The sequence below is a fragment of the Amycolatopsis sp. cmx-4-83 genome, assembly GCF_046548815.1.
Lineage (GTDB): Bacteria > Actinomycetota > Actinomycetes > Mycobacteriales > Pseudonocardiaceae > Amycolatopsis > Amycolatopsis pretoriensis_A.
Genome location: NZ_JAEBEF010000022.1, coordinates 57,562 through 79,594, shown reverse-complemented (window position 1 = coordinate 79,594; position 22,033 = coordinate 57,562). Strand labels below are relative to the sequence as shown.

The 22,033-nt window shown below is 71.8% G+C and carries 19 protein-coding genes and 1 pseudogene; 10 read left to right on the top strand and 10 right to left on the bottom strand.

What is annotated here, in order from left to right; genetic code table 11:
- The first annotated feature begins 85 nt into the window (after positions 1–85).
- Together ACLJQM_RS46030 and ACLJQM_RS46025 are read left to right on the top strand one after the other, a co-directional pair.
- Positions 86–1,513, top strand: a complete 1,428-nt coding sequence (locus ACLJQM_RS46030; RefSeq protein WP_410636405.1) for an exopolysaccharide biosynthesis polyprenyl glycosylphosphotransferase — start codon at positions 86–88, stop codon at positions 1,511–1,513.
- Positions 1,513–2,787 carry a putative glycoside hydrolase family 15 protein gene (locus tag ACLJQM_RS46025; RefSeq protein ID WP_410636404.1) on the top strand — a complete coding sequence of 425 codons (1,275 nt, stop codon included), beginning with the start codon at positions 1,513–1,515 and terminating at the stop codon, positions 2,785–2,787. Before ACLJQM_RS46030 ends, ACLJQM_RS46025 begins: the two co-directional genes overlap by 1 nt.
- On the opposite strand, the gene ACLJQM_RS46020 is transcribed toward ACLJQM_RS46025, so the two are convergent.
- The 9 genes from ACLJQM_RS46020 to ACLJQM_RS45980 are packed head-to-tail and all read right to left on the bottom strand — an operon-like array spanning position 2,735 to position 12,613.
- On the bottom strand, positions 2,735–3,892 hold the full coding sequence (locus ACLJQM_RS46020; protein WP_410636403.1) for a glycosyltransferase family 4 protein: 1,158 nt from the start codon (positions 3,890–3,892) through the stop codon (positions 2,735–2,737). The two genes, ACLJQM_RS46025 and ACLJQM_RS46020, sit on opposite strands and share 53 nt — an antisense overlap.
- A complete protein-coding gene (locus tag ACLJQM_RS46015) occupies positions 3,889–4,998 on the bottom strand; it encodes a glycosyltransferase (RefSeq protein WP_410636402.1) in 1,110 nt (369 codons plus the stop codon). Before ACLJQM_RS46015 ends, ACLJQM_RS46020 begins: the two co-directional genes overlap by 4 nt.
- Positions 4,995–6,431 carry an oligosaccharide flippase family protein gene (locus ACLJQM_RS46010; RefSeq protein ID WP_410636401.1) on the bottom strand — a complete coding sequence of 479 codons (1,437 nt, stop codon included), beginning with the start codon at positions 6,429–6,431 and terminating at the stop codon, positions 4,995–4,997. Before ACLJQM_RS46010 ends, ACLJQM_RS46015 begins: the two co-directional genes overlap by 4 nt.
- Positions 6,428–7,687: a glycosyltransferase 87 family protein gene (locus tag ACLJQM_RS46005; protein WP_410636400.1), complete on the bottom strand. Its 1,260-nt coding sequence runs from the start codon at positions 7,685–7,687 to the stop codon at positions 6,428–6,430. The genes ACLJQM_RS46010 and ACLJQM_RS46005 overlap by 4 nt, the downstream gene beginning before the upstream one ends.
- On the bottom strand, positions 7,684–8,562 hold the full coding sequence (locus ACLJQM_RS46000; RefSeq protein WP_410636399.1) for a hypothetical protein: 879 nt from the start codon (positions 8,560–8,562) through the stop codon (positions 7,684–7,686). The genes ACLJQM_RS46005 and ACLJQM_RS46000 overlap by 4 nt, the downstream gene beginning before the upstream one ends.
- Positions 8,559–9,614: a glycosyltransferase gene (locus ACLJQM_RS45995; RefSeq protein WP_410636398.1), complete on the bottom strand. Its 1,056-nt coding sequence runs from the start codon at positions 9,612–9,614 to the stop codon at positions 8,559–8,561. The genes ACLJQM_RS46000 and ACLJQM_RS45995 overlap by 4 nt, the downstream gene beginning before the upstream one ends.
- Positions 9,589–10,827, bottom strand: a complete 1,239-nt coding sequence (locus tag ACLJQM_RS45990) for an O-antigen ligase family protein (RefSeq protein WP_410636397.1) — start codon at positions 10,825–10,827, stop codon at positions 9,589–9,591. The genes ACLJQM_RS45995 and ACLJQM_RS45990 overlap by 26 nt, the downstream gene beginning before the upstream one ends.
- Complete coding sequence (locus tag ACLJQM_RS45985) at positions 10,824–11,783, bottom strand: polysaccharide deacetylase family protein (RefSeq protein WP_410636396.1); 960 nt, start codon at positions 11,781–11,783, stop codon at positions 10,824–10,826. Before ACLJQM_RS45985 ends, ACLJQM_RS45990 begins: the two co-directional genes overlap by 4 nt.
- Complete coding sequence (locus tag ACLJQM_RS45980; RefSeq protein WP_410636448.1) at positions 11,780–12,613, bottom strand: hypothetical protein; 834 nt, start codon at positions 12,611–12,613, stop codon at positions 11,780–11,782. The genes ACLJQM_RS45985 and ACLJQM_RS45980 overlap by 4 nt, the downstream gene beginning before the upstream one ends.
- Before the next feature lie 489 nt (positions 12,614–13,102).
- Between ACLJQM_RS45980 and ACLJQM_RS45975 the strand changes: the two genes are divergently transcribed.
- The 6 genes and pseudogenes from ACLJQM_RS45975 to ACLJQM_RS45950 all read left to right on the top strand — a co-directional run.
- On the top strand, positions 13,103–13,468 hold the full coding sequence (locus ACLJQM_RS45975; protein WP_410636395.1) for a hypothetical protein: 366 nt from the start codon (positions 13,103–13,105) through the stop codon (positions 13,466–13,468).
- A gap of 168 nt (positions 13,469–13,636) precedes the next feature.
- Positions 13,637–14,044, top strand: a complete 408-nt coding sequence (locus ACLJQM_RS45970; RefSeq protein WP_410636394.1) for an STAS domain-containing protein — start codon at positions 13,637–13,639, stop codon at positions 14,042–14,044.
- A 473-nt stretch (positions 14,045–14,517) separates the two neighbouring features.
- On the top strand, positions 14,518–14,955 hold the full coding sequence (locus ACLJQM_RS45965; RefSeq protein ID WP_360782290.1) for an STAS domain-containing protein: 438 nt from the start codon (positions 14,518–14,520) through the stop codon (positions 14,953–14,955).
- Positions 14,956–15,261: 306 nt separating this feature from the next.
- Complete coding sequence (locus ACLJQM_RS45960; RefSeq protein WP_410636393.1) at positions 15,262–15,573, top strand: isoamylase; 312 nt, start codon at positions 15,262–15,264, stop codon at positions 15,571–15,573.
- A 412-nt stretch (positions 15,574–15,985) separates the two neighbouring features.
- On the top strand, positions 15,986–17,224 hold the full coding sequence (locus ACLJQM_RS45955) for a hypothetical protein (RefSeq protein WP_410636392.1): 1,239 nt from the start codon (positions 15,986–15,988) through the stop codon (positions 17,222–17,224).
- A 538-nt stretch (positions 17,225–17,762) separates the two neighbouring features.
- Positions 17,763–18,446, top strand: a pseudogene (locus tag ACLJQM_RS45950) (DUF4041 domain-containing protein); the annotation flags it as partial.
- A 189-nt stretch (positions 18,447–18,635) separates the two neighbouring features.
- Here ACLJQM_RS45950 and ACLJQM_RS45945 read toward each other — a convergent pair.
- Complete coding sequence (locus ACLJQM_RS45945) at positions 18,636–19,841, bottom strand: cytochrome P450 (protein WP_410636391.1); 1,206 nt, start codon at positions 19,839–19,841, stop codon at positions 18,636–18,638.
- Between the two features lie 61 nt (positions 19,842–19,902).
- On the opposite strand from ACLJQM_RS45945, the gene ACLJQM_RS45940 reads away from it, so the two are divergent.
- Together ACLJQM_RS45940 and ACLJQM_RS45935 are read left to right on the top strand one after the other, a co-directional pair.
- Positions 19,903–20,511: a TetR/AcrR family transcriptional regulator gene (locus ACLJQM_RS45940; protein WP_360782294.1), complete on the top strand. Its 609-nt coding sequence runs from the start codon at positions 19,903–19,905 to the stop codon at positions 20,509–20,511.
- Positions 20,512–20,793: 282 nt separating this feature from the next.
- Positions 20,794–21,927, top strand: coding sequence for a thioester domain-containing protein (locus ACLJQM_RS45935; RefSeq protein ID WP_360782296.1), 1,134 nt, complete (start codon positions 20,794–20,796; stop codon positions 21,925–21,927).
- Positions 21,928–22,033 lie beyond the last annotated feature (106 nt).

Genomic DNA, 22,033 nt, shown 5'->3' with positions numbered 1-22,033 from the left:
ACCGGCTTCGCCTCGAAAGGCTGACGCGTGAAGAAAAGGAAGAAATGACCACCACCACCGATCGCCCCCGAAGAGGCCGAGACCGATGACCGAACTGAGAGACGCGGTCGTCACCGGATCTCTGCCCTTTCCGCGCCGCCCGCGGCCGAATCTCCGGTCGGGAACCCCGGCGGGCTCCCGCCCGTTGCTGGCCCGGGTCAACGCGGTGGCCGTGCTGCTCCTCGCGCTCGACTGCGCCGCCTGGGCCACCGCGGTCGTGCGGACGGCCCCGGGACCCGCCGGTGCCGCGGTGACCGCTGCGGCGCTGGCCGGTGCCCGGTTGGGCGGGCGGGTGCACCGCCGCCGTCTCTGGCTTTCCTGGCTGCAGGACCTCCCGCGCTCCGTCACCACCGCCGCCCTCGCGTTCGCGCTCGTCACGGGCGTGGGGATCGTGGCCGGGATGGACGGAAACCGCACGGCGGCGATGCAGGAGGTCGTCCTGTTCTCCGCTGTCCTCGGCGAAAGCGTCCGTCCGCTGGTCTTCGCGCTCGGCAGGTGGGGACGTCGCCGGTTGCGGCGGTGCGACCGGGCCGTCGTCGTGGGGTCCGGGCACCTCGCCGGTGAGCTGGTCCGGACCATGCTCGAACACCCCGAGTTCGGCCTGCTGCCGGTCGGCGTGGCCGTGCCGGCCGGTGATCCCGCACCGGCCGGCCTGCCGATCGAGACGATCGGAGACGACCTCACCGAAGCCATCACCCGGTTGCGCGCGGGGACGGTGATCCTGGCCCCCGGCGACGACCGGGACAGCGCCGTCGTCGCCGCGATCAGCGCCCACCGGGCCGGCTGCGTCACCTTGGTGCTGCCGCACCTGTTCGAGCTCTGCCCGGACGGACCCGGAGTCGACCGGCTCCGCAGCTATCCGCTGGTGTGGCTGGGCGGTGTGCCGACCCGGCGGCCCAGCTGGTGGGTCAAGCGCTTCGTGGAGACGGCGCTGGCCGCGGCCGCGCTCGTCGTGCTCATGCCGGTCATCGCCGGGTGCGCGCTCGCCGTTCTGCTGGAAAGCGGCTTCCCGGTCTTCTTCCGCCAGGTGCGGGTGGGGATGGACGGCCGCACCTTCCTGCTCTACAAGCTGCGCAGTGTGCGACCGTCCGGTGTGGACGATTCGCAGGTTCGCTGGTCGGTCGCCGGGGACAGCCGGGTGGGGCCGGTCGGCCGGTTCCTGCGCAAGACGTCGCTGGACGAGCTCCCGCAGCTGTGGAACGTCGTGCGTGGTGACATGTCGCTGGTCGGGCCGCGGCCGGAACGGCCGGTGTTCGTGCACGAGTTTTCCGCCGTGCACGACCTGTACTGGGCGCGGCACCGCGTTCCGACCGGGCTGACCGGGCTGGCTCAGGTGCACGGCCTGCGCGGCGACACCTCGATCGCCGATCGGGCGCGCTACGACAACTACTACATCGCGAACTGGTCGCTCTGGCTGGACGTGAAGATCATCATCCTCACCGTGGGAGAACTGCTGTGCCGAAGGCAACGCTGATGCGCCGGAACCGCATCCGGGTCTGGACCGGTCTGCTCGTGCTGGTCGCCGGCTGCCTTTCCGGGTGCGTGACGAGTTCGGCGCAGGGGGTGTCGGTCCCGCCGCCGACGCCGTCGGCTCCGTGCGCGTGGTGGTACGGGATCGGCCGGCCGCCCACGGCCGGCCAGATCGAGCTGGCCGCCAAGCGGTACCGGTTCGTCGTGCTCAACGCCGACCAGGGCGCGGCGATGCGCCGGCTGCACCAGCTCAACCCGCAGGTGAAGGTGCTGGTGTACAAGGATCTTTCCAGCACCCGCAACTACCCGGGCGCCGTCGACGGTGGCCGTGACGCGGCCTTCCTGCCCAGCGGGATCGGCTACGTCGCCGCGCAGCAGGACCATCCCGACTGGTTCGCCACGGACCGCAACGGCCGCCGCATCGAGTGGCAGGGTTACCCGAAGCACTGGCAGATGACCGTGTGGAACCCGGACTACCAGCAGGCCTGGACCGACGCCGTCGTCGCGGAGACGACCCGCGAAGGCTGGGACGGGGTCCTGGCGGACAACGACTTCAACTCCTTGAGCCACTACTCGTCCGCGGTCCTCGCCGGAACCGCGAGCGTCGCGGAGACCGACCGGAAGCTCCGCGACGGGCTCGACGCGTTCCTCTCCCTCACCGGCGACGCCTTCGTGAAAGCGGGCAAGCTGCTGGTGCCCAACGTGTCCGAGACGCACCTGGTCCCGGGCCGGTGGACCGCGCACTCCCGCTTCGGCGGCGCCATGGAGGAGAACTTCGGCTTCCGCGAAGACGGCGGCACCGGTGGTCTCCTGACGTTCCGCGGCAACGAGTTCCAGGAGCTGCGTGCCCAGGCGGCGCTGGGCGAGTCGTTGCTGCTGCTGGTGACGCGGACGCGGAACGCCCGGGAGGAGCGGGCCGGGTACGCGAGCGCGGCGTTGCTCGCCGGCCCCCGGACCTGCTGGACCCGGGCGACGACCGACGACTACCGCGAACCCGAGTGGTCGACCCTGCAGGACAGCGGCCTCGGGGAGGCGGTGGACGCCGCGGGCCGCCTGCCGAACGGGGTCTGGACGCGGACGTTCAGCCACGGCTGGGTCGCGGTGAACACGACCGCGGCGACGCAGACGGTGACTCCCCCCGAGGGGCTCGTCGAGCCCGGCTCCCCGCCCCCGAGCCCGCCACCGGCTACGCCTCCGCCGACGCCTTCTCCGACACCCACGCCGATCACGCTCGAAGCCGCGGACGGAGTCGTGCTCGTCCAGCCGGCGAAACCCTAGCCCCGGCCAGCTCTTCGTACAGGGCCAGATGCCTTCGCGCGCAGGCTTCCGGCCGGTAGCGCGCGTCGGCGCGCGCGGCCAGGAGCCGCCCGATCCGGCCGGGATCCGGTTCGGCGAACAGGGTCCGGAGCCGGTCGGCGAGCGCGGGTACGTCACCGGGCGGGGCGAGGAAGGACGGGACACCGGCGACGTCGAGCATGTCGGCCACGCCGCCGGTCGCGGTGGCCACCACGGGCTTGCCCGCCGCCATCGCTTCGGCCACGACCAGCGGCTGTTGCTCCATCGAAGAGGGCAGCACCAGCGCGTCGGCCCCGGCCAGCAGCGCGGGCGCATCCGGCCGGAACCCGAGGAAGGTGACACGACCGGTGAGCGGGGACGTCTGCGCCGCTCGTTCCGCGTCGGCGCGCTGAGGGCCGTCGCCGACCACGGTGAGCCGGGCGTCCGGCGGCAACACACCGGGCAGGGCCAGCGCGGCCAGCAGATCGAGGATGCCCTTGCGGTCCACCAGCAGCCCGACGAAAACGAGGTGCCGCACCGGTCCGCGCGGCGGGTCCGGCTCGGCCGGGTCGACGCAGTTGTCGATGTGCGTCAGCCGCGCCACGGGCAGCTTCAAGCGGCGGTGCAGGAAACGGCCCATCGCTTCGGCGGGCACGACCGTGCGGTCGAGGAGCCGGGCGACCACGGCGTCGGCCGCGAGGACGGTCCTGGTGTAGGCGGCCGGACCGGCGGTGGGGCGCTCGCCGCGGAACCACGGCTCGGTCACGTCGTCCGGCACTCCGTGGTAGGTCTGGACCAGTGCGGGCCGCGGGCCGCGGCCCGCACGCAAGCCCGCGATCACCAGGCCGGCGCGCCGGTCCTGCGCGTGCACGACGTCGGGCTGCCACCCGCGGATCGCGGCCCGGGCGCGCGCCGCCGCCGTGAGGTCGTGTTTGCCGGCCACCCGCAGCTCCTCGTGCAGTCCCCGGACCGATTTGGCGCCGCGAGCGGGCGTGGGACCGAAGATCCGCACGTCGAGGTCACGGGCTGCGAGTGCGGTCGCCAACCGGACGGTGACGTCGACCGGGCCGCCTCGATCCTGGGTGAGCAAGTAGGCGATCCGGGTCATGAGACGTGCTCCCTGCGGTTGAGGTCGTCGACGAGGGCGGCGATCCGCGCGGTCATGTGGCCGCGGTCGAAGGACAGTTCCGCGCGCCGGCGGCCGCGTTTCCCCTCCAAGGTGGCCAGCTCCGGATCGGCGAGGCGGGCCGAGACGGCGTCCGCGAGGCCGGCGAGGTCGCCGGGCGGCAGCACCGCGCCGGCGGCGGAGACGCTCTGGAGGACGCCGCCGACGTCGAACGCGACCACCGGCCGGGCGCACGCCATGGCCTCCAGCGGGACGAGGGCCATGCCCTCGGCGCGGGACGGGAGGACCACGACGTCCGCGGCGGTGTACCACGCCACCGGGTCGTCGGTGTGCCCAGGCCAGAGCACGGATTCGTGGCCCGCCAAGGGGTGCCGCTCCCGCCACACGGCACCCATCGGCCCGTCGCCGGCGAGCACGAGCCGGGCGCCCGGCACCCGCCGCAGCACCGCGGGCCAGGCCGACAGCAGCTGGTCCTGGCCCTTGAGCTCGGCCAGCCGGCCGAGGCAGACGGCGATCGGGGCGTGCTCGGGCAGGCCGAGCCGACGGCGGGCCGAGCCGCGGTCACCGGGGGAGAACCGCACGGTGTCGACGCCGTTGCAGACCACCTCGGCTCTCGCCCGCACGCCGGCGGCCCGGCCGGCGACGAGTTCGTCGTCGCTCACGCACACGACGAGATCGGTCCAGCGCGAGGCGAACCGCTCCCACGCCGCGGTCGCGCGGCGCAGCGGCCCGCGGGCGGTCTCGAAGGACCACAAGTGCGGCTGGAAGACCGTCGCCCGGCCACCGCGCACGGCCAGCCGGCCGGCCAGCCCGGCTTTCGAACTGTGCAGGTGCACGACATCCGGGTCCAGCTCGGACAGGAGCCGGTGCAGCCGCAGCGTTTCGGCGACGGAACGCACACCGGGGGAACGGGTCGCCGTCCAGGCGCGGACGGGGACGCCGAGTTCGCGGGCACGGCGGGCCAGCCAGCCCGACGGCGGGCACACGACGGTCACCGAGCAGCCCCGGTTTCGCTGGGCCACCGCGAGTTCCAGCACGACGACGGCGACGCCGGCCGCCACCGGCTGGGAAACGTGCACGACTCTCATCCGTGGCCACCTCGGCGCAGTTCGGCGAGGGCGGGTCGCTGCAGCAGCAGGGTCGCGCCGGCGTAGGTCGCCATGAGGAGCAGGGCCTCGGCGATCCCGCCCGGCAAGGATTCCGCGGTCCCGAACCACCCGGCGTGGGCCAGCGTGACGGTGGGCACGGCCGCGGCGGCACACGCGAGCAGGACGCGAACCACCATCCCGGCCAGCTTCGCCACCGGGGGCGCCACGCCGATCCCGGCCAGCAGCCGCCACGCGAACGGCACGACCAGCCACGCCGCGCCGAGCTGCACCGCGGCGACGGCCCCGATCCCCGCACTGGTCAGCAAAACCAGCCCCAGCCCCAGCAGGACCAGGTGCGTCGTCTCCAGCACGAGGTACCGCCGGACGTGCCCGGTGGCCTTCAGCGCCTGGTACCAGATCTGCAGCAGGCAGATCCCCGCGCCGTAGCCCGACAACAGCACGAGCGGGGCCGCCGCGTCCGCCCACCGGGCACCCAGGAGCACGACGCGGTCGGCGAGCAGCGCCAGCGCGAGGTACAGGCCACCGGTCACGACGAGCACCGCCCCCGTGAACCGGGCGACGGCCTCGTCCAGTGCCCGGCCCTCGCGCCGCAACCGCGCGAACACCGGGAAGGCGACCGCGCCGAGCACGACCGCCACCATGATGTACGGCACCCAGGCCAGCCGGTAAGCCAGCGAATAGACGCCGACCGCGGCCGGCCCGAGCACGTGTCCCACCGCGAGGTAGTCGAGGTTGACCAGCAGGGCGGCCACGACCGCGGCCGGGCCGACCACCGCGATCCACCGCAGCGCCTCCCCGGCCGCGCCGGTGTCCCAGCACGGGCGCACCCCGCCGCGGACGAGCGAGCCCAGCAGCGGCTGGGCAACCGCGGTGCAGAGCAGGCCGAGCACCAGCGACACCGGCCCGGCCCCGCCCACCGCGAGCACCACGGTCAGCGCGGCGCCCAGCACCGCGCCGCCGGCGTCGGGCACGATCCGGCGCCGGAAGTCGAGCTCCCGGTGCATCAGGCCCAGCTGCACACCGCCCGCCGCCGAGAACGGCAAGCCGAGCGCGGCCAAGCGGACCAAGCCGGCCGCCTCCGGGGTGCCGAGCAGCGCGGTGAGGGGACCGGCGACGGCCACCAGGGCCGCGGTCAGAAACAGGGATGCGCCGACGCTCGACGTCAGCAGGGTGCCCGCCACCCGGCGCGGGTCCCGCTCGGTGCGGCCGATCAGGTCGTAGACGCCGATCGACTGCACCACCTGGCCGAGGTTGACCACCGCCACCGCCAGCGCCACGGCCCCGAGCTGCCCCTCGGTCAGCAGGGCCGCCAGCACCAGCGTGACCAGCATCTGGCTGCTCTTGCTGACGAGGTTGACCACGCCGAGCCACAGGGAACCGCGGACCGCGCGGCTCCCGAGCGTGTCGGTCATCCGGCCACCACGGGTTCGGCGGTCCGCGCCGGAGTCAGCCGGACCGCGGCGAACACCGCCAAGCCCCACGCGAGGACCACGGCGAGACCGTCCACCGTGACCGCCGCCCGGGCCCCGAACACCGAGACCACCGCGGTGTCCACTGTGTACAGATGCGCGAAGGGGACGGCCAGCGCGAGGACCGCCGCGGCCGCGGCGCCCCAGCCCGGCTCGGCGCGGTGCCGCCACCCCAGCGCGGCCGTCGCCGCCATCGCGGGCACGGCGATCAGCACGTCGCCGGGCTGGTGCACCACGCAGACCACCACGGCCAGGCACGTCAGCAGGTCGGCGACCGGCCCCGCCGAGACCCGGTCGAGGCGCCGGACCAGCAGCACGCTCACGACCAGCACCGCGGCCAAAACCACCAGCTCAACCCCGGAAGGCGCCCAGCCCGTGACGCGGAACAGCACCGCGGCGACGTCGATCCGTTGCGCTGTCGGCGAATCCACCGCGCCGTAGTCGGTCGCCCGCGCGTGGGTGAGGTTCGCGGTCACGACGTCGAGGAACGAGCCGATCCCGCCACCGCGCACCACCAGGAGCAGCACGACCGGAAGACTGGCCGCCGCCGCGATCGCGGTGCCCCGCACCGCCACCCGGTGCGAGCCACGGGCGAACAGCAGGACGGCCAGCGGGAAGCCGTATTGCGGCTTCAGCCACGCCAGCGCGAGCGCCACCGCCGCCCACCCCGGCCGGTCCCGCCTCGCCAGCAGGGCACCCGCGGCGCCGAGGGCGATCAGCGGGTTGACCTGGCCGACGTAGAGCTGCGCCTTCCCCACCTGGCTCGCCACCAGGAGCGCGGAGACCACGACCGCGGTGACCGCGAACGGCACCGGGACGTGCCGCCGGACCGCGTGCGCGGCCAGCGCCCCGAGCGCGACCAGCAGCAGCAACGAGAACACCGAGAACGCGACCGCGCCGGCCCGGTACCCCGCCACGGCGAACGGCGCGTGCAGCAGGAGGTGGTAGGGCTGGTAGAGGTTGAAGTCCTGGCGCACCGGCCAGTGCGCGAACATCGCGGCGGGATCGTAGGGGTTGCCGCCGCCGAGGAACTCCCGGATCGGGAAGTACAGGGCGTCGCGGAAGTCCTGCAGCCTTTCCTCCGCCAGGTCGGCCGGCGTCGGCAGCGGCACCCGCCACGACGGCGCGAGCGCGTGCCACGCACCCAGCACCCCGGCGACGGCCGCGACGAGGAGCACGGACCGCTGTTTAGGGCTCATGCCAGCACCACCGCCACGAGCACGGCGTCGCCCGGCAGCACCCCGGTGACAGCGGTCAGCTCGTCATGGCCGCGTCCGCCGGCCGCCACCGCGACCACCGACGTGCCGGCTCCGCTTTGCCCGTCCGGCAGACCGGCTCCCAGCTTCGCCGCGACCTCCGCGAGGTGCGGGCTCACCGGCAGCACGCGAACGGGACGGCCGGCCGCGCGGCACAGGACGGCGAGCCGGTCGGCGGTCGCCGGATCGCCCTCGGGCAGCACCGCCACCGGGCGCCGGATGCCCGCCGCGGCCAGCGCCCGGCGCAGCGAGCGTGGTCCGCCGGCCGGGGAAAGCCGGCGGACCGCCGCCGTCGCCAGCCCCGCGGCGACCGCGGCCACCAAGGCCAGCCCGGTCACCAGGGTCGCGTCCGGGGCCACCGCGATCACCTCGGGCCGCGGATCCAGCGTCCGCAGCTTGCCGGCCGGGGCGAGCAGGTCCGCCTTGATCACCGCTTGGCCCAGCGCCGCCGCTGCCGCGCCCGCCTGCCCGGCCGACGGCGCCCGCACCGAAAGGCGGGCGAGGCCGGACGCCGGCACCAGCTCCACGGACACGTGCTCGCCGAGTTCGCCGGGACCGTAGCCGGACACCGGAGCCGCCGCCTGCAGCACGGACGGGCTGCGGGCCAGCTCGACGAGCGCGGGCAGGGCGAGTGACACGACTTCGCCGTACTGCGGCGCCGCTTCCGGGGTGGCGACGGGCCCGGCGAGCAGGCTGACCCGGCCCTGGTACTCGGCGCCGCGCGTGAGGCCGGCGACGAGCACGATCGCCCCGGCCAGCAGCGCCACCGCGACGCTCAGCAGGACGGTGCGCGGGAAGCGCGTCAAGAGATCCTTCACCGGGCACCTCGGAGCAGTTCGTCGTAGGACTTCATCAGCGTGTGCGCGTCGTACTCCCGCTCGACGGCGCGGCGCCCGTCGGTGCCCGCGCGGTCCCGCCTGGCCCGGTCGGACAGCAGCGTGTTCAGCGCTTCGGCCGTCGCCGCCGGATCGGCGGGGGGCACCAGGAGCCCGCCGCCGTCCGCGAGGACCTCGGCGACCCCGCCGACGTCGGTGGCGACCACCGGCCGGCCCGCCGCCATCGACTCGAGCACCGCCAGCGGCAGGCCCTCCCAGTCGCTGGTGAGGACGGTGACGTCCGCGGCCGCGAGCAGATCGGGTACGTCCGCCCGGGTGCCGAGGAACTCGACCCGGCGGCCCAGCGCCTCGGCGCGCCGCTCGAGGTCCGCGCGCAGGCTGCCGTCACCCGCCAGCCACAGCACGGCGTCGCACTCGACCGCGGCCCAGGCGTCCAGCAGCACGTCGTGGCGCTTCTGCGGCTCCAGCCGGGCGAGGCAGAGCGCGACTGGCGTCCGCTCCGGGACACCGAGGGACGCGCGCACCTCCGCGCGCCCGAAGACCGGCGGCCGGGCGAACACGGCGTTGCGGATGACCCTCGGCCGGTCCGCACCCGCTTCGGCGAGCCGGTCCGCGGTGGCGGGGGAGACGGCGACGACTCCGTCGGACACGTGGCGCAGGACCCTGGCGGCGGCGGGGTAGTCGTCCTCGGCGACGCCGTGGAAGACGGTCAGCACGGGCCGCCGCCGGGGCAGGACGGCCAGCCGGGCCACCAGGCTCGCGCCGACGTTGTGGGCCAGCACGACGTCGGGCCGGAACCGCGCGACCGCGCGGCGAGTGGCCCAGGCCGCCTTCAGCACCCCCGCCTTGCTGCGGCGGGCGAGCGGGACGGGGAACACCTGCGTGCCGGCCGCGGCCAGCGCGTCGGCGCGGAAGCCCCCGGCACTGGCGACCGCGGACACCCAGCCGTACTCCTCGCCCCGGCCGGCCATCCCGGCCACGAGTGTTTCCGCTCCGCCGGACCCCATCTCACTGATCACGTGCAGCACCCGCATCGGCGCTTTCCCCTCCTTCTCGGCGAATCCGCGTTTCGGCCGCGACGGCCAGCGCGGTCAGCGACCACAACGGCAGGTAGTACTGCTCGGACAGGAACGTCGAGGTCACCAGCACGGCGAGCAGCGCCGCCTGGATCGCGGCCGCTTCCGTCCGCCGCGGACCGGAACCGGCCCGCCGGACCGTCCGCTCGCTCGCGACCGCGGCGACGCCGGGCACCGCGGCGAACAACGCGAACCCCGGCAGGCCCAGCTCGGCGGCGACCTCGAGGTACATGTTGTGCGCCACCGGTGTCTGTTCGTCGACTTCGGCGTCGTGCGACTCCGCGGCGTACTGCTCGCGGAACCCGCCGGGGCCGACGCCGAGCACCGGGTGGGCGGTCACCATCCGGGCGGCCGCCTGCCAGCGCAGCTCCCGTGTGTCCACATTGGACGCGGCGATGAACGTCTTCTCCCGCACGGCGCGGTCCAGGTGCGGCCCGGCGACCAGCAATGCGCCGGCACCCACCACGACGACCGCCGCGGTCGCGGCGGCCAGCACCCGCCACGGCACTACCCGGCGCAGCAGCAACCAGCCGACCGCGGCGGCCAGGCCCAGCGCACCCCCGCGCGAGAACGTCGCCGCCGCCCCCACGACCAGGACTACTCCGGTCGTGGCCAAGGGCACGCTCCAGCGCCGTCGATCCAGGGCCGCGAGCAGGGGAAGCGCGGCGACGAGGAAGTAGGCCAGGTCGTTCGGGTCCGGTTGCGGGCCGCTCGCGCGGGCCTGGCCTTCGACGACGAGGCTGTACAGCGCGCCGGTGCCGGCGACCGTCGCGCCCGCGGCCGCGGCCAGCAGCAGCCACCGGATCGGCACCTCGTGGCTCGCGACGTCGGCCAGCACCGCCGTGACCACCAGGAACGGCAGCCACCGCACGGTGTACTCCGCGGTGAACGGGCCGCTGGAGTGCAGCGCCGCCGTCGCCGCCAGCACCACGGCGAGCGACGCGAGCACCGCGTCCAGTGGCGTCGGCGGGGGGAAGCGCCGCTCGCGGATGCGCACGGCGAGCCAGGTCGCCGTGAGCAGCGCGGGCGCTAGCTTGCCGAGCTGGCCCTGCACGGCCGTGAGGTACCCCTCGACCGGCGCCAGCCCGACGGTGGCGCAGGCGAGGACCCGCAGCAGGGTGACCGCCCGCGTCCCGGTGCGGGCCGGGACGACGACGGCGAACGCGGTCACCGCCCGTCGTCCAGCCGCGTGACGGGACGGGTCCGCCGCACGTCCGCGCGGCGGACGTATTCGCCGGTGCCGACGACGTCGAAGTGCGCGCGCAGCGCGGAAAGCACCCAGCCCAGCCACGCCGCTTTCCGGCCGGCCGGCGCCGCCATGCCGGGGAAGAACTCCATGCCGGGCGCCTCGGCGCCACCGAGGACGTCGGTCGGGTGCACCAGCAGGGAAGGGGCGACTCCCCGGGCGAGGCACAACCTCAGCGCCGCCCGGAAGTAGCCACGCGCCACCCTCGGGGAAAACTCGTGCAGCTGCACGAGGTAGGAGCAGTGGATCGGCGTGCGCAGCAAGGGCATCGTCGTCACCGGCAGCTCCACGAGGGCGCTGCCGTCGCACGTGCGCCAGCGGTAGGCGTGCACCGGTGCCGCCACGCGGGAAAAGCCGCCGAACAGCTCGTTCGCGGCTCCGTGCGGTGCGGTGCGGTTGTGGTAGGCGCGGGCCAGCGGACCGATCCACGTCGGCAGGGTGCTGGCGTCGTAGGCGTAACCCCGTTCGGCGAGCAGCTCGATCAAGTCGCGCGTGACGCTGTAACCAGGACCGCGGAAGCCGTGGGGCCGCGGCGCTCCGGCGGCGACGATCGCTTCCTCGGTCCGGCTCAGCTCGTCCTCGAGCCGGTCGCGGGAATAGCGGTGCAGCCAGGGTTCGTGACCGAACGAGTGGTTGGCGACCTCGTGCCCCGCCGCGGCGATCCCGGCGACCGCCTCGGCACCGTCCTCGCGGACGACGTCGGCGCCCACGGCGAACACCGTCGTCGTGAGCCGGTGCTCGCCGAAGATCTCCAGCAGCCGGGGGACCGCGGCGGGGAGAAAGCTGGGGTGGTCCCGCCAGCTCGGGTCGCCGTGGGTTTTCAGGTAGGCCCAGAGGTTGTCGAGGTCGACCGACACGCTCGCGAGCGGCCGCGGGGTCACGCGGCCTCCCGGGCGAGCCGGTTTGCGCCGGTGCGCGACTGCGCGCCGAGCAGGAGGACACCGCACACCACCACGGCGAGCCCGAAGGCGACCCAGGGGCCGTGTCCGCCGAGGACGTGGTCGCCGAGCACGGTGATGCCGGTGACCGACGCCAGCACGAGGGTGGTGGCATCCGCGGTGGCCACGACGGCCGCCGCCGGCCCGCGCTGCAGCGCGACGGCCATCGACGCCTGGCCGAGCACGGCCGCGACCAGCATCAGCCAGGTCAGCGGATTACCCGGTACGGCAACGAGATCGAGGTGGGCGAGCGAGCGGCTCGCGACCGCGACGACGGCGAACGCCACTCCGGACAGCACCGCGGCCGGCAGGAACGCACCCGTCCGGCCGGCCGGGATCATGGCCAGCCCGGTCCCGAGCACGACGACGGCGAGCGTCGCGGTGCCGGCGGGCCGGAGGTCGTCGGCCACCGAGGTCGCCGACGACCCCGCGAGCACCACGAGCCCGGTCGCCAGCAGCACCAGCGTCGCGACCTCTCCGGCGCGGATCCGCCAGCCCAGGACCGCGACCCCGAACACCGTGGCCAGGCCGATCGCCGAGGACGACGCGGTTTGGACGAGGTACAGCGGCAACGACGCGCGCGCGAAGAACGCCAATGCGAAGCCCCCGGCTTGCCCGGCGAAGCCGAGGAGGTACAGCCGGTCGGCAGCCAGCCGGGCGAGCAACCCCAGCCCGGTGCCCGGCCGGTTCTCGGCCCGGTGGGCAGCGACGCTCTGGGCGACGATCCCCGCGGCGTAACACACCGCGGACGCCACCAGCACTGCGTAATCCATCACGAACGACTCCCTAGCCGGGTACCGCGGACGGGTTCCGGCTGACAACAGGGGCGGGTGCCCACGTCGCAGCGTAGGAACGGCCAACGGGTTTCTCGTTCGAAGGACCGGAAAAGGGGTTTTGTGACGCAGTGGCACGGTGGGCGCGCGAAAATCAAGCCCTAACGCGTGAAGTGAAAAGGGGTTCGAGCGGGGACGAGCCACACTGCGTAATGGGGATCCGGATTTCCCGACGCACCTGGCCTGAATATCCGGCGGCCGGCCCATTCAGCCGGCCGATTCGCCCGAACGACCTGGCGTGAATATCTCGGGACGTCGGGTAGGTACCCATTCGAGTTACGCGAACCCCGGTCAGGGGCTCGCGCACCCCACACGATCGGCGAAACCGGCTGGAATGAATAGCACGCCATCAGTACGTTCTCCCCACCGAGGCGGAACACACCTTCATTGCCGTCGCCGCTGTCTCACCATCAATCGAGGGAGTAACCCATGCTGAAGAAGATCGGTTTCATCGCGGCCGCCATGGCGGCCGGCGCATTCGTGACCGGCGGGATCGCGGCCGCCGGAACGCCGGACGAGGACGGGCACCACCACGGTCACCACGGCTACGACTACACCGGTCAGGTCGGCGTGGTCAACCTGAACAACACCGACGTGCTGCACAACGTCAACGGCACGGTCGGCTTCTGCGGCAACGACGTCAACGTGCTCGGCGTCCAGGTGCCGGTCCGCGACTCGCTGGACGGGATCGGCGTGCCGGTCCTGTCGCCGGGCGAGACCGAGGCCAGCGGCGAGTCGCCGTACAACTGCGCCTCGGGCGGCGTCACCGACGGCGGCACCAGCCAGGACAACTGAGTCCGCCTGCCGAGCCGCCCTTGGTGTACAAGGAAGGGCGACTGATCGCCCCAAGCCGAAACCGCCGCGCCCATTCCGGCGCGGCGGTTTCGGCTTGGTTCTTCCGGCCCGGCACTGCGGGGAGGCCCGGCCTGCCCGGCCCTCCCGCGTCGACGAGGAGGCCACCGCATGCCCTCCACCGCCGGACCCCGCAGTCACTTCGAACTCGGACTTTCCGTCCAGACCCGGTTCGCCGTAACCACGACTGCCGACGCGGCCACCGTCGCCGTCATCGGCGACCTCGACCTGTCGAACACGGCGCAACTGCGGGAACGGCTGGACGACGAACTGACGCTGCGTCCCGCCGCGCTCATCATCGACCTCGCCGCCGTGGGGTTCTGCTCCGCCGGCGCCCTGTCGGTCCTGGTCGACACCGTCACCAGCGCCGACGCCCGCGGACTCGCCTGCGCGGTCATCGCCCACCAGCGCGCCGTGGTCCGCCCGATCAGGCTCCTGCGCCTCGACCGCATCCTGCCGGTCCACGCCGACCGGGCCGACGCGGAGAAATGGCTGTCGCTGGTAGCGCGGCTACGGTGAGCCCCACTGGGCGAGGAAACGGGGTGACGTCGGGGAAGGCGAAACGAGCCGTGACCGGGACGGTGTGTTCGGCCGGCGGCAGGTGCCAGGTGATCACCCTCAATTTCCCGTGCCGGAGGACCTCCGGCGGACAGATTTCTTTCGGGTGCTCGGACAACCGTGTGGGTTCGTTACCTCCTCGCCGCCGAAACCACACGATCGGCTACTCCTGCATGCGGGGGGAGTACGGCCCTGGAAAGAAATTTGAGTACGTTTGCCGCGGAATGCGACGACTGGCTCCGACGGTGCGCCCGCGGGCATTCGCGGTCGTCGTGTTCCGTTGTACGAGAAGAGACCGCGGCGATGCTGCAGCGGCTGCTCGACGGCGGTACCGTCGATGTTGTGGTGCAAATCGCCGGCCCGGCGACCCGGTGGTGGGGTTGAACCGGGTGGCGCGGTAGTGCGGTCTCACAAGAGGTGAGGAGGCCATGGTCATGCCGTCGATGTCCGTCCCGCGGCCGCGGGATCCACGTCGCCGCCCGCCGGCGACGTTGTCAGTGGGCCGGACCGGCGAAGCGAGCGTGGTCATCGCAGCGGGCGAGCTCGACTTGTCCGTCACCGCTCAGCTCTCCGCGTTGCTGGCCGGGGAACTACGCCGCCAACCACCGGCGCTCGTCTGCGACACCTCGGCGGTCCAGTTCTGCGCCGCACGCATCCTGACGATCTTGATCGACGCCACCGCCGACGCGGCCGTGGCTCAGGTGCCGTTCGCCGTGGCCGGGCGACCACGAGCGCTGGTGCGGCCGATCACCGCGCTGGGGCTGCAGCACGTTCTGCCCGTTCACCGCAGCGTCGCCGAAGCTCTGAACTGGCTGGCGTTGTCCGTCGATCCGACCAGCCTGGACGCCGGCGGGTACCCGCCAAGCGCGTGAGGTCCGCGCCGGCCACAGCCGAAACTCGCTAGTTCTCCAGTGCGCTTTCACTCCACCGCACGCGCGACCCCGTCCACCGTGACGTCCGGAACGCGGGTCGGCAGCGCCCACTCGATCGGGCTACCCGGCGCGCCCGTACTCACCCCGCACAGCCGGGTGCTCCGGCAGCCAGCTTGCCGTCCCGAGCCGCCGTTGTGCGTTGTGTCGGCGACCCATCGATGGGGTGAAGGTCGCGTCGGCGAGGGTGAAATACGCGGCGTCCGAGTGGCATCATGGACGCGCTCAGCGTCGAGTGCACTGTTCCGAATGGACATCCCGAGAGGCTTCCGCCGAGTGATCAAGATTTGCCAAGGCCGTGACGGAAACGGCGCGAAGCGCCTCGTCTTCAACTTGCCCACCGACGAGCCTCCGGGTCGCGTCAGCGTCGTGGGATCGTTCAACGGCTGGACTCCCGGCCGGCACCACTTGCAACCCCACACCACCGGCCGCCGCACCGCCACCGTCGAAGTCGCCCCCGACGCCGCCGTCCAGTTCCGCTACCTCGGGGAGAACGGCTATTGGTTCGACGACCCCGATAATCCGGACGCACTCGATCGGGCCGACAACACATCGGCGTAGGAACGGCAAGCCGCGACCGGGCCAGCGCAAATTCTCCGACTGGGAGCCTGTCCGACGTCGCTCGCGGTTGGAGAGAGTCCTCCGCCTCGGCGCGCTGCTCATCGCCGCCGCGACCGCAGTGGGAACCGGTGCTGCGGGTGTCGACTTCGCCCGTGGGCGTCCCGACGTGCAGAGGGTGGCCGAGCTGGGTCAGGGGCACCATTCACGCTGGTCAGGGCTCTGGTTTGGGGCGTTGGTCGACCAATCGCCGCGCTTGCACTGCCCCGCCGTCGACCGGTGTTCCGCCCTCCCGATCCCCAAGATGGTCACTCGAGTGTGAAACATTCAGCCCGCCTCAGCGATATTGAACAGCACTGAGATCGCTGAGGTCGGAGGCACATCGATGGGGCGGCGCCGAGGGTTCTTCGCCGAAATGCAGTACCAGGCTGCCAAGGCGCAGAAGGAGCGAGCGCGTCAAGCCGCTACTGCCGAGCGCGAGCGTGTGCGCCTGGAGAGGGAGATGCACCGCGCTGCCGCGGCTGCGGCAGCTGCGCGAGAGCGGATGACGCGCGCTGACGCGCAGGCGGCCGTCCAGGCGGAACGGGAGGCCAAGCGGCTCCACGTCGAGGCCCAGCAGATGCGAGTCGAGTCGCTCAACGCGGACTTGCGGGAAGAGCTGGCGGCCATCGACGGTGTCCTCGAGTCGACCTTGGCCGTCGACGACTACGTCGACCTGGAAAAACTTCGCCGCGTCGCTCAGCACCCGCCGTTCCAGTCGGCGTACTTGGTTCCATTGCCCCCGCCGGCGCCGGTCGTGGCTCCTCCCGAGCCGGTCTTCCGGCCTCCGGTGCCGCCTACCGGTATTTCGGCGGTCTTCGCCAAGAAGAAACACGCGGCGACCACGGCGGTTGCCCAGGGGCAATTCGAGCAGGCGCACGCGATGTGGCGGGCGTTCGTAGCGCAGATTCCCCAGCAGCAACGGGCCGCAGCCGAACAACACCAGGCTGCGGAGGGCGAGCGGTTGCGGAGGCTGGCCGGTGACCGAAAGCGGTACGACGCCGAGTGCGCTGAACGCCAGCGGGAGGTCGACGAGGAGAACCGGCGCCTCGACGACCTGATCGGCAGGCTTGCGGCGGGTGAAGCCGAGGCAGTGGAGGAGTACGTCGGCATCGTCTTCGGCAACTCGATCTACCCGGACGTCATCGCCGCCCACAGCGACATCGACTTCTCGTTCAGTCCGGAATTCCGCGAACTGTCGATCACACTCGTGTTCCCGCCGCCCGAAGCGATCCCGGCGACCAAGTCCTTCCGGTACGTGCGCGCGAGCGACGAGATCGCGGAGACCAAGCTGGCGCAGCGGGATTCCACGATCAGGTACGCCGACTTGATCAACAACATGACGTTGCGCACCGTCCACGAGGTCTGGGAATCGGACCGCAACGGCAAGATCGACAGCATTTCGCTGGTCGGCGGCGTCAACCACGTCGATCCGGCTGTCGGCAAGGACGTGTTCGTCCGGCTGATCGCCTTGGCGGTCGACCGCGCGGACTTCCTGGAGATCGACCTGGCGCGGATCACGCCATCCGAGACTTTGAAACACCTTCGTGCCGTGGTGTCCAAGGCACCCCACCGCTTGACGCCGATCGACGACAAGAAGGGCGTTCGTGGATGACGTCCTTCGGCACGGGGAAGGTCCGGTGAACGGGCTCCGATTCGCTCCGCCGCCAGGGTGGCCGCCGCCGGAGCCGGGCTGGGTGCCGCCGCCGGGCTGGCAGCCGCACCCGTCTTGGCCGCCCGCACCGCCGGGCTGGCAGTTCTGGGTTGCCGAAGTGCAGCAGGAAGAACCAACGGCTTCGGGTTCTGCTTGGGAAGAACTGGCACCCGCGACGGGAACGCTTGCGCCCGATGTCCCCGACGCACGGCCCGGCGGCGACGAGTCAGACGAAATCCGGTTCGTGGCCGAGCGGGAATTGCAGGCCCTTCGCGAGCAGATCGACCAGGCGAGGAGTGAGCTGGTCGAGCTCGACGATGCGGCTTTGCTGCAGCAGGTCGGCATCTACGAGTACCACCACCCGCTCGAGAACGCCGTGCAGTACAAGGAGGCGCTGACCGCGATCCGTCAGCAGGTGAAGGACTTCGTCAAGAACGGCAGCGCCATCCTCGCCGCCGAACGGTTCGCCTACAACAACTCGCTGGCGCAGGGGCGGAAGATGACCGCCGACTTCTCGAAGTTGATGCTCCGGGCGTACAACGCCGAGGCCGACAACTGCGTGCGGTCGGTGCGCGCCGGTACGGTGGCTTCGGCGAAACAGCGACTCGAGAGGTCGGTCGAATCGATCGCGAAGCTCGGCAAAATGATGGAGATGCGAGTCTCGACGGAGTACCACGAGCTTCGCCTGCGTGAGATAGAGCTGACGGGGGACTACCAGTTCAAGCTGCAGGAGGAACGCGAAGCGGCTCGGGCCGAACGCGAACTTCTGCGTGAGGAGAAGCGCGCTGAAGCCGAGTTGCAGGCTGAACGTGAGCGCTTGGAGAAAGAACGCGACCACTACAGCAATGCACTCGCGAGACTCGCGGAGCAAGGCAAGCACGACGAGGCCGGCGAGCTGCGTGAACGGCTGTCCGCCATCGAGTCGGCGATCACGCAGAACGACTACCGCATCGCCAACATCCGGGCCGGCTATGTGTACGTCATCAGCAACATCGGTGCTTTCGGTGAGAACGTGGTGAAGATCGGGATGACCCGACGTCGCGAGCCGAACGACCGCATCCACGAACTGGGTGACGCGTCGGTTCCCTTTCCCTTCGACACCCACCTGTTGTACTTCTCGAAGGATGCCGTCGCGCTCGAGAACGAGCTGCACACCATGTTCGCCGACCGGCGGCTGAACCGGGTCAACCTGCGCCGCGAGTTCTTTTTCATCACACCGCAGGAAGTTCGTGCCGCGCTGGCGGAGAAGCTGGGGAACGTCCTCGAGTTCAACGACAACCCGGAGGCCTCGCAGTACTTCCAAAGCCGCTCAGGGTGGCCTGAAGCCAGCCAGCGCCGGCGCGACACCGAAGGGATCAGCCGGCGTTCACCGTCACCGGGAACTTCGCCGGCCCCCGCAGTTGATCCGCCCGTTCCACTCCAGCTGCCCCGCGAACCCCAGGTCCGGGAACCGCTGCACCAGGCGGCTGATCGCCACCTGACCTTCCAGCCGGGCCAAAGCCGCACCCAGACAGTGGTGGGGCCCCGCGCCGAACGAAACCTGGTGGCGGGCCTCCGGGCGGTCCAACCGCAACTCGTCAGCGTCCGGCCCGAAGAACCGCTCGTCCCGGTTAGCCGAGGCCAAGCAAGCCAGCACAAATGTCCCCGCCGGGATTTCCTTCCCCGCCACCGAATACGGCGAAGTCGTGATCCGCCGCGTCTGCTGCACCGGCGAGTCGTACCGCAAGAACTCCTCCACCGCGTTCGACGCCAACTCCGGCCGAGAGCGCAGCAAAACCAGCTGATCCGGGTTCCGCAGCAACGCGTTCACCCCGTTGGCGATCAGGTTGACCGTCGTCTCGTGGCCCGCCACGTACAGCAGCACCACCTGGGCCACCAGCTCGTCGCCGTCCAGGACCTGGCCGTCGTGTTCCGCTGCGATCAACGCCGTAAGCAGGTCGTCCGCCGGGTGGTTGCGCTTCCACTCGATCACCGAACGGGTGATCGCCGACAGCTCGGCGTCCGCCGACGCGATCGCCCGGGCCGTTTCCTCGTCCGCCACGATCTCCAGCGAGCGCACCAGGGTTCCGCTCAGCTCGCGGATGCGCGCGTGGTCCGTCGGCGGCATGCCGAGCATCGTCGAGATCACCGCGAACGGCAGCGGGAACGCCAGTTCCTCGACCAGGTCCGACGTGCCCTTCTCCGCCATCCGGTCCAACGAGGCGTCGACGAGCGAGACGATCTGCGGTTCCAACGCCGCGACGGCCCGGCGGGTGAACACCTTCGTCACCAGGGACCGGAGGCGGGTGTGGTCGGGCGGGTCGCGGTCGAGCATCGACAGGTTCAGCGCGCCGGGGTTCGCGTCCGGGGTCAGCGCGGCCTGCTGGTCGAGGAACGGGCCCGCGGCCAGGTTCTCGATCTCCACCGACAGCCCCGCGCGCAGCAGCGCCGAGACGTCTTCGTAGCGCGAGACGAACCAGAAGCCCAGCGGGTGGCTCTGCACCGGGTCCTCGTCGCGCAGCAGCCGGTACTGCGCGTACGGGTCTTCGAAGAACCCCGGTGCGAACGGGTTGAACAGCAGCTCGTCGGTGTTCGTCATGCAAACCCCCGGAGATACGCCGTGTCGGTGACATACGCAGTGTATGTCGTATGCTCTGCGCATGTCGACCGTCAAGAGCCGGCGGGAGCAGTACTCCGAGGCCACCCGGGCCGCCCTGCTGGTGGCGGCCACCCGCCGGTTCGGCGAGCACGGCTTCAGCGGCACCGCGCTGGAGGACATCGCCGCCGACATCCAGGCGACGCGCGGCGCCATCTACCACCACTTCGCGAACAAGACGGCGCTCTTCGAGGCCGTGTTCGAGCAGCTGGAAACCGAGGCGATGGAACTGTCCGCGAGCGCGGCCGCCCGCGCTGCGGACCCGTGGGCGGCGGCCTTCGCGGCGCTCGACGCGTTCCTCGACCGCTGCTGCGACCCGGTGTACGGCCGGCTCGTCTGGCAGGAAGCGCCGATCGCCCTCGGCTGGGTGCGCTGGCAGGCGGCCGAAGCGCAGTTCGCCTACGGCCTCGTCGAGCAGCTGATCAAGGCGCTGGTGGACGGCGGCGACTTCGACGAGCAGCCGCTGGAGACGACGACCCGGCTGGTGTTCGGCATGCTCGGCACGGCCGGGATGGCGCTGGCCGAGGCGTCCGATGTGGACAAACCACAGCTGAAGGCGGAGTACACGTCCGTCATCGGGAGGATGGCTTCCGGGTTGCGCAGACCGGCTTGACAGCGCCCCGGCGATGATTCGCCGGAGGCGACGCCGATCCGTCCGGAAAGAACAGTGCCGTGCGCCTTTTTCAAGAGGATTTCTGCGGCTATTCGGACACATTCGTGTTTAAGGGGGCACCCTGCGTAGCACTTGTGGTGTCTGTGTAAGCTCCGGATTCGCTTGACCGGGTGATCACTCACCCGAATCGGTGGCCGCCGCGATCGACGCTGCTCATCTGCGCGGTCCCCACGTCGTGGTTCGGGCTCGGATAGGAGATTTATGCAGGTCAGGTCCACTCTCGTGCGTGGCGGGATCGCGGTTCTCGCCGCGGCCGCCGCGGTCATGGTCGGCGCCCCGTCGGCCCTCGCGGACGACGGCGCGGCGCGCGGCCGGGTCAGCGAAAACGCCGGCACCGTCGGCTACCGGCTGAACCTCGACGGCGGTGGTGACTACATCACCAAGCTGTTCTCGCTGAAGCTGACCGACGGCAGCACGCTGAAGCTCTACTGCGTGCAGATCACCGTCGGCATGCGCACCGACGTCGACATGGTCGAGCGCCCGTGGAACAAGTACCCCGCCGCGAACTCGCCCTTCGAGAAGAACAGCGCGAAGATCAACTGGGTGCTGCACCACGGCTACCCGGGTGTCGCGCTCGACGCGCTGGGCAGCGCGCTGGCGAAGTCCGGCGTCAAGGTCAACGACGGCATCTCCGAGCGCGAGGCCATCGCCGCGACGCAGGCCGCCGTGTGGCACTTCAGCGACGGCGTGAACCTGAACCTCACGAAGCCGCTGGCCGAGGACAACCCGGCCGAGGCCAACGCCGACGTCGCGTCGCTGTACAGCTACCTGACCGGTGACGAGAACAAGGGCATCGGCGAGCAGCCGAAGCCGGCGCTGAACATCGCGTCGCCGAAGACCGAGGGCAAGGCCGGCACCAAGATCGGCCCGTTCGAGGTCGCCACGTCCGGTGACATCACGTCGCTCACCACCGAGCTGCCCGAGGGCGTCAAGGTCACCGACGCCGACGGCAAGGAGCTGAAGACCGCGGACGTCAAGGACGGCAGCAAGCTGTTCGTCGACGTCCCGGCCGAGGCGAAGCCGGGCAACGGCTCGTTCTCGCTCAAGGTCACCGGCGAGCTGGACACCGGCCGCCTGTTCGTCGCCGACAACTACGCCAAGAAGCCGGCGCAGTCGCTGATCGTCGCCGACTCGGAGAAGACCCAGGTGACCGCGAAGGCGGCCGCGACCTGGACCGAGGCGGGCGCCCCGGCCACCAGCACCGCGCCGACCACCACCCCGGGTGGCGCGCAGTCCGGTGGCGGCGACCTGGCCAACACCGGTGTCGACGCCGCGGTTCCGTTCGGCGTGGGCGGCCTGCTGCTGGGCGGTGGCGCGCTGATGCTGCTGGTGAACCGGCGTCGCAGCCGCGCGTAAGCAAGACCCGTGAACGGGGCCGGTCCACTGTGGACCGGCCCCGTTTTCGTGTCCGGACTACGACGTTCGGATTGCGATCATCGGGGCACAACCGGACGAAACGCCC

Bases quoted from the DNA above. Each gene is read 5' to 3' on its own strand.
- ACLJQM_RS46030 (WP_410636405.1), top strand. From the start codon at position 86: ATGACCGAACTGAGAGACGCGGTCGTCACCGGATCTCTGCCCTTTCCG.
- ACLJQM_RS46025 (WP_410636404.1), top strand. From the start codon at position 1,513: ATGCGCCGGAACCGCATCCGGGTCTGGACCGGTCTGCTCGTGCTGGTC.
- ACLJQM_RS46020 (WP_410636403.1), bottom strand. From the start codon at position 3,892: ATGACCCGGATCGCCTACTTGCTCACCCAGGATCGAGGCGGCCCGGTC.
- ACLJQM_RS46015 (WP_410636402.1), bottom strand. From the start codon at position 4,998: ATGAGAGTCGTGCACGTTTCCCAGCCGGTGGCGGCCGGCGTCGCCGTC.
- ACLJQM_RS46010 (WP_410636401.1), bottom strand. From the start codon at position 6,431: ATGACCGACACGCTCGGGAGCCGCGCGGTCCGCGGTTCCCTGTGGCTC.
- ACLJQM_RS46005 (WP_410636400.1), bottom strand. From the start codon at position 7,687: ATGAGCCCTAAACAGCGGTCCGTGCTCCTCGTCGCGGCCGTCGCCGGG.
- ACLJQM_RS45995 (WP_410636398.1), bottom strand. From the start codon at position 9,614: ATGCGGGTGCTGCACGTGATCAGTGAGATGGGGTCCGGCGGAGCGGAA.
- ACLJQM_RS45980 (WP_410636448.1), bottom strand. From the start codon at position 12,613: ATGGATTACGCAGTGCTGGTGGCGTCCGCGGTGTGTTACGCCGCGGGG.
- ACLJQM_RS45975 (WP_410636395.1), top strand. From the start codon at position 13,103: ATGCTGAAGAAGATCGGTTTCATCGCGGCCGCCATGGCGGCCGGCGCA.
- ACLJQM_RS45970 (WP_410636394.1), top strand. From the start codon at position 13,637: ATGCCCTCCACCGCCGGACCCCGCAGTCACTTCGAACTCGGACTTTCC.
- ACLJQM_RS45965 (WP_360782290.1), top strand. From the start codon at position 14,518: ATGCCGTCGATGTCCGTCCCGCGGCCGCGGGATCCACGTCGCCGCCCG.
- ACLJQM_RS45960 (WP_410636393.1), top strand. From the start codon at position 15,262: ATGGACATCCCGAGAGGCTTCCGCCGAGTGATCAAGATTTGCCAAGGC.
- ACLJQM_RS45955 (WP_410636392.1), top strand. From the start codon at position 15,986: ATGCAGTACCAGGCTGCCAAGGCGCAGAAGGAGCGAGCGCGTCAAGCC.
- ACLJQM_RS45945 (WP_410636391.1), bottom strand. From the start codon at position 19,841: ATGACGAACACCGACGAGCTGCTGTTCAACCCGTTCGCACCGGGGTTC.
- ACLJQM_RS45940 (WP_360782294.1), top strand. From the start codon at position 19,903: ATGTCGACCGTCAAGAGCCGGCGGGAGCAGTACTCCGAGGCCACCCGG.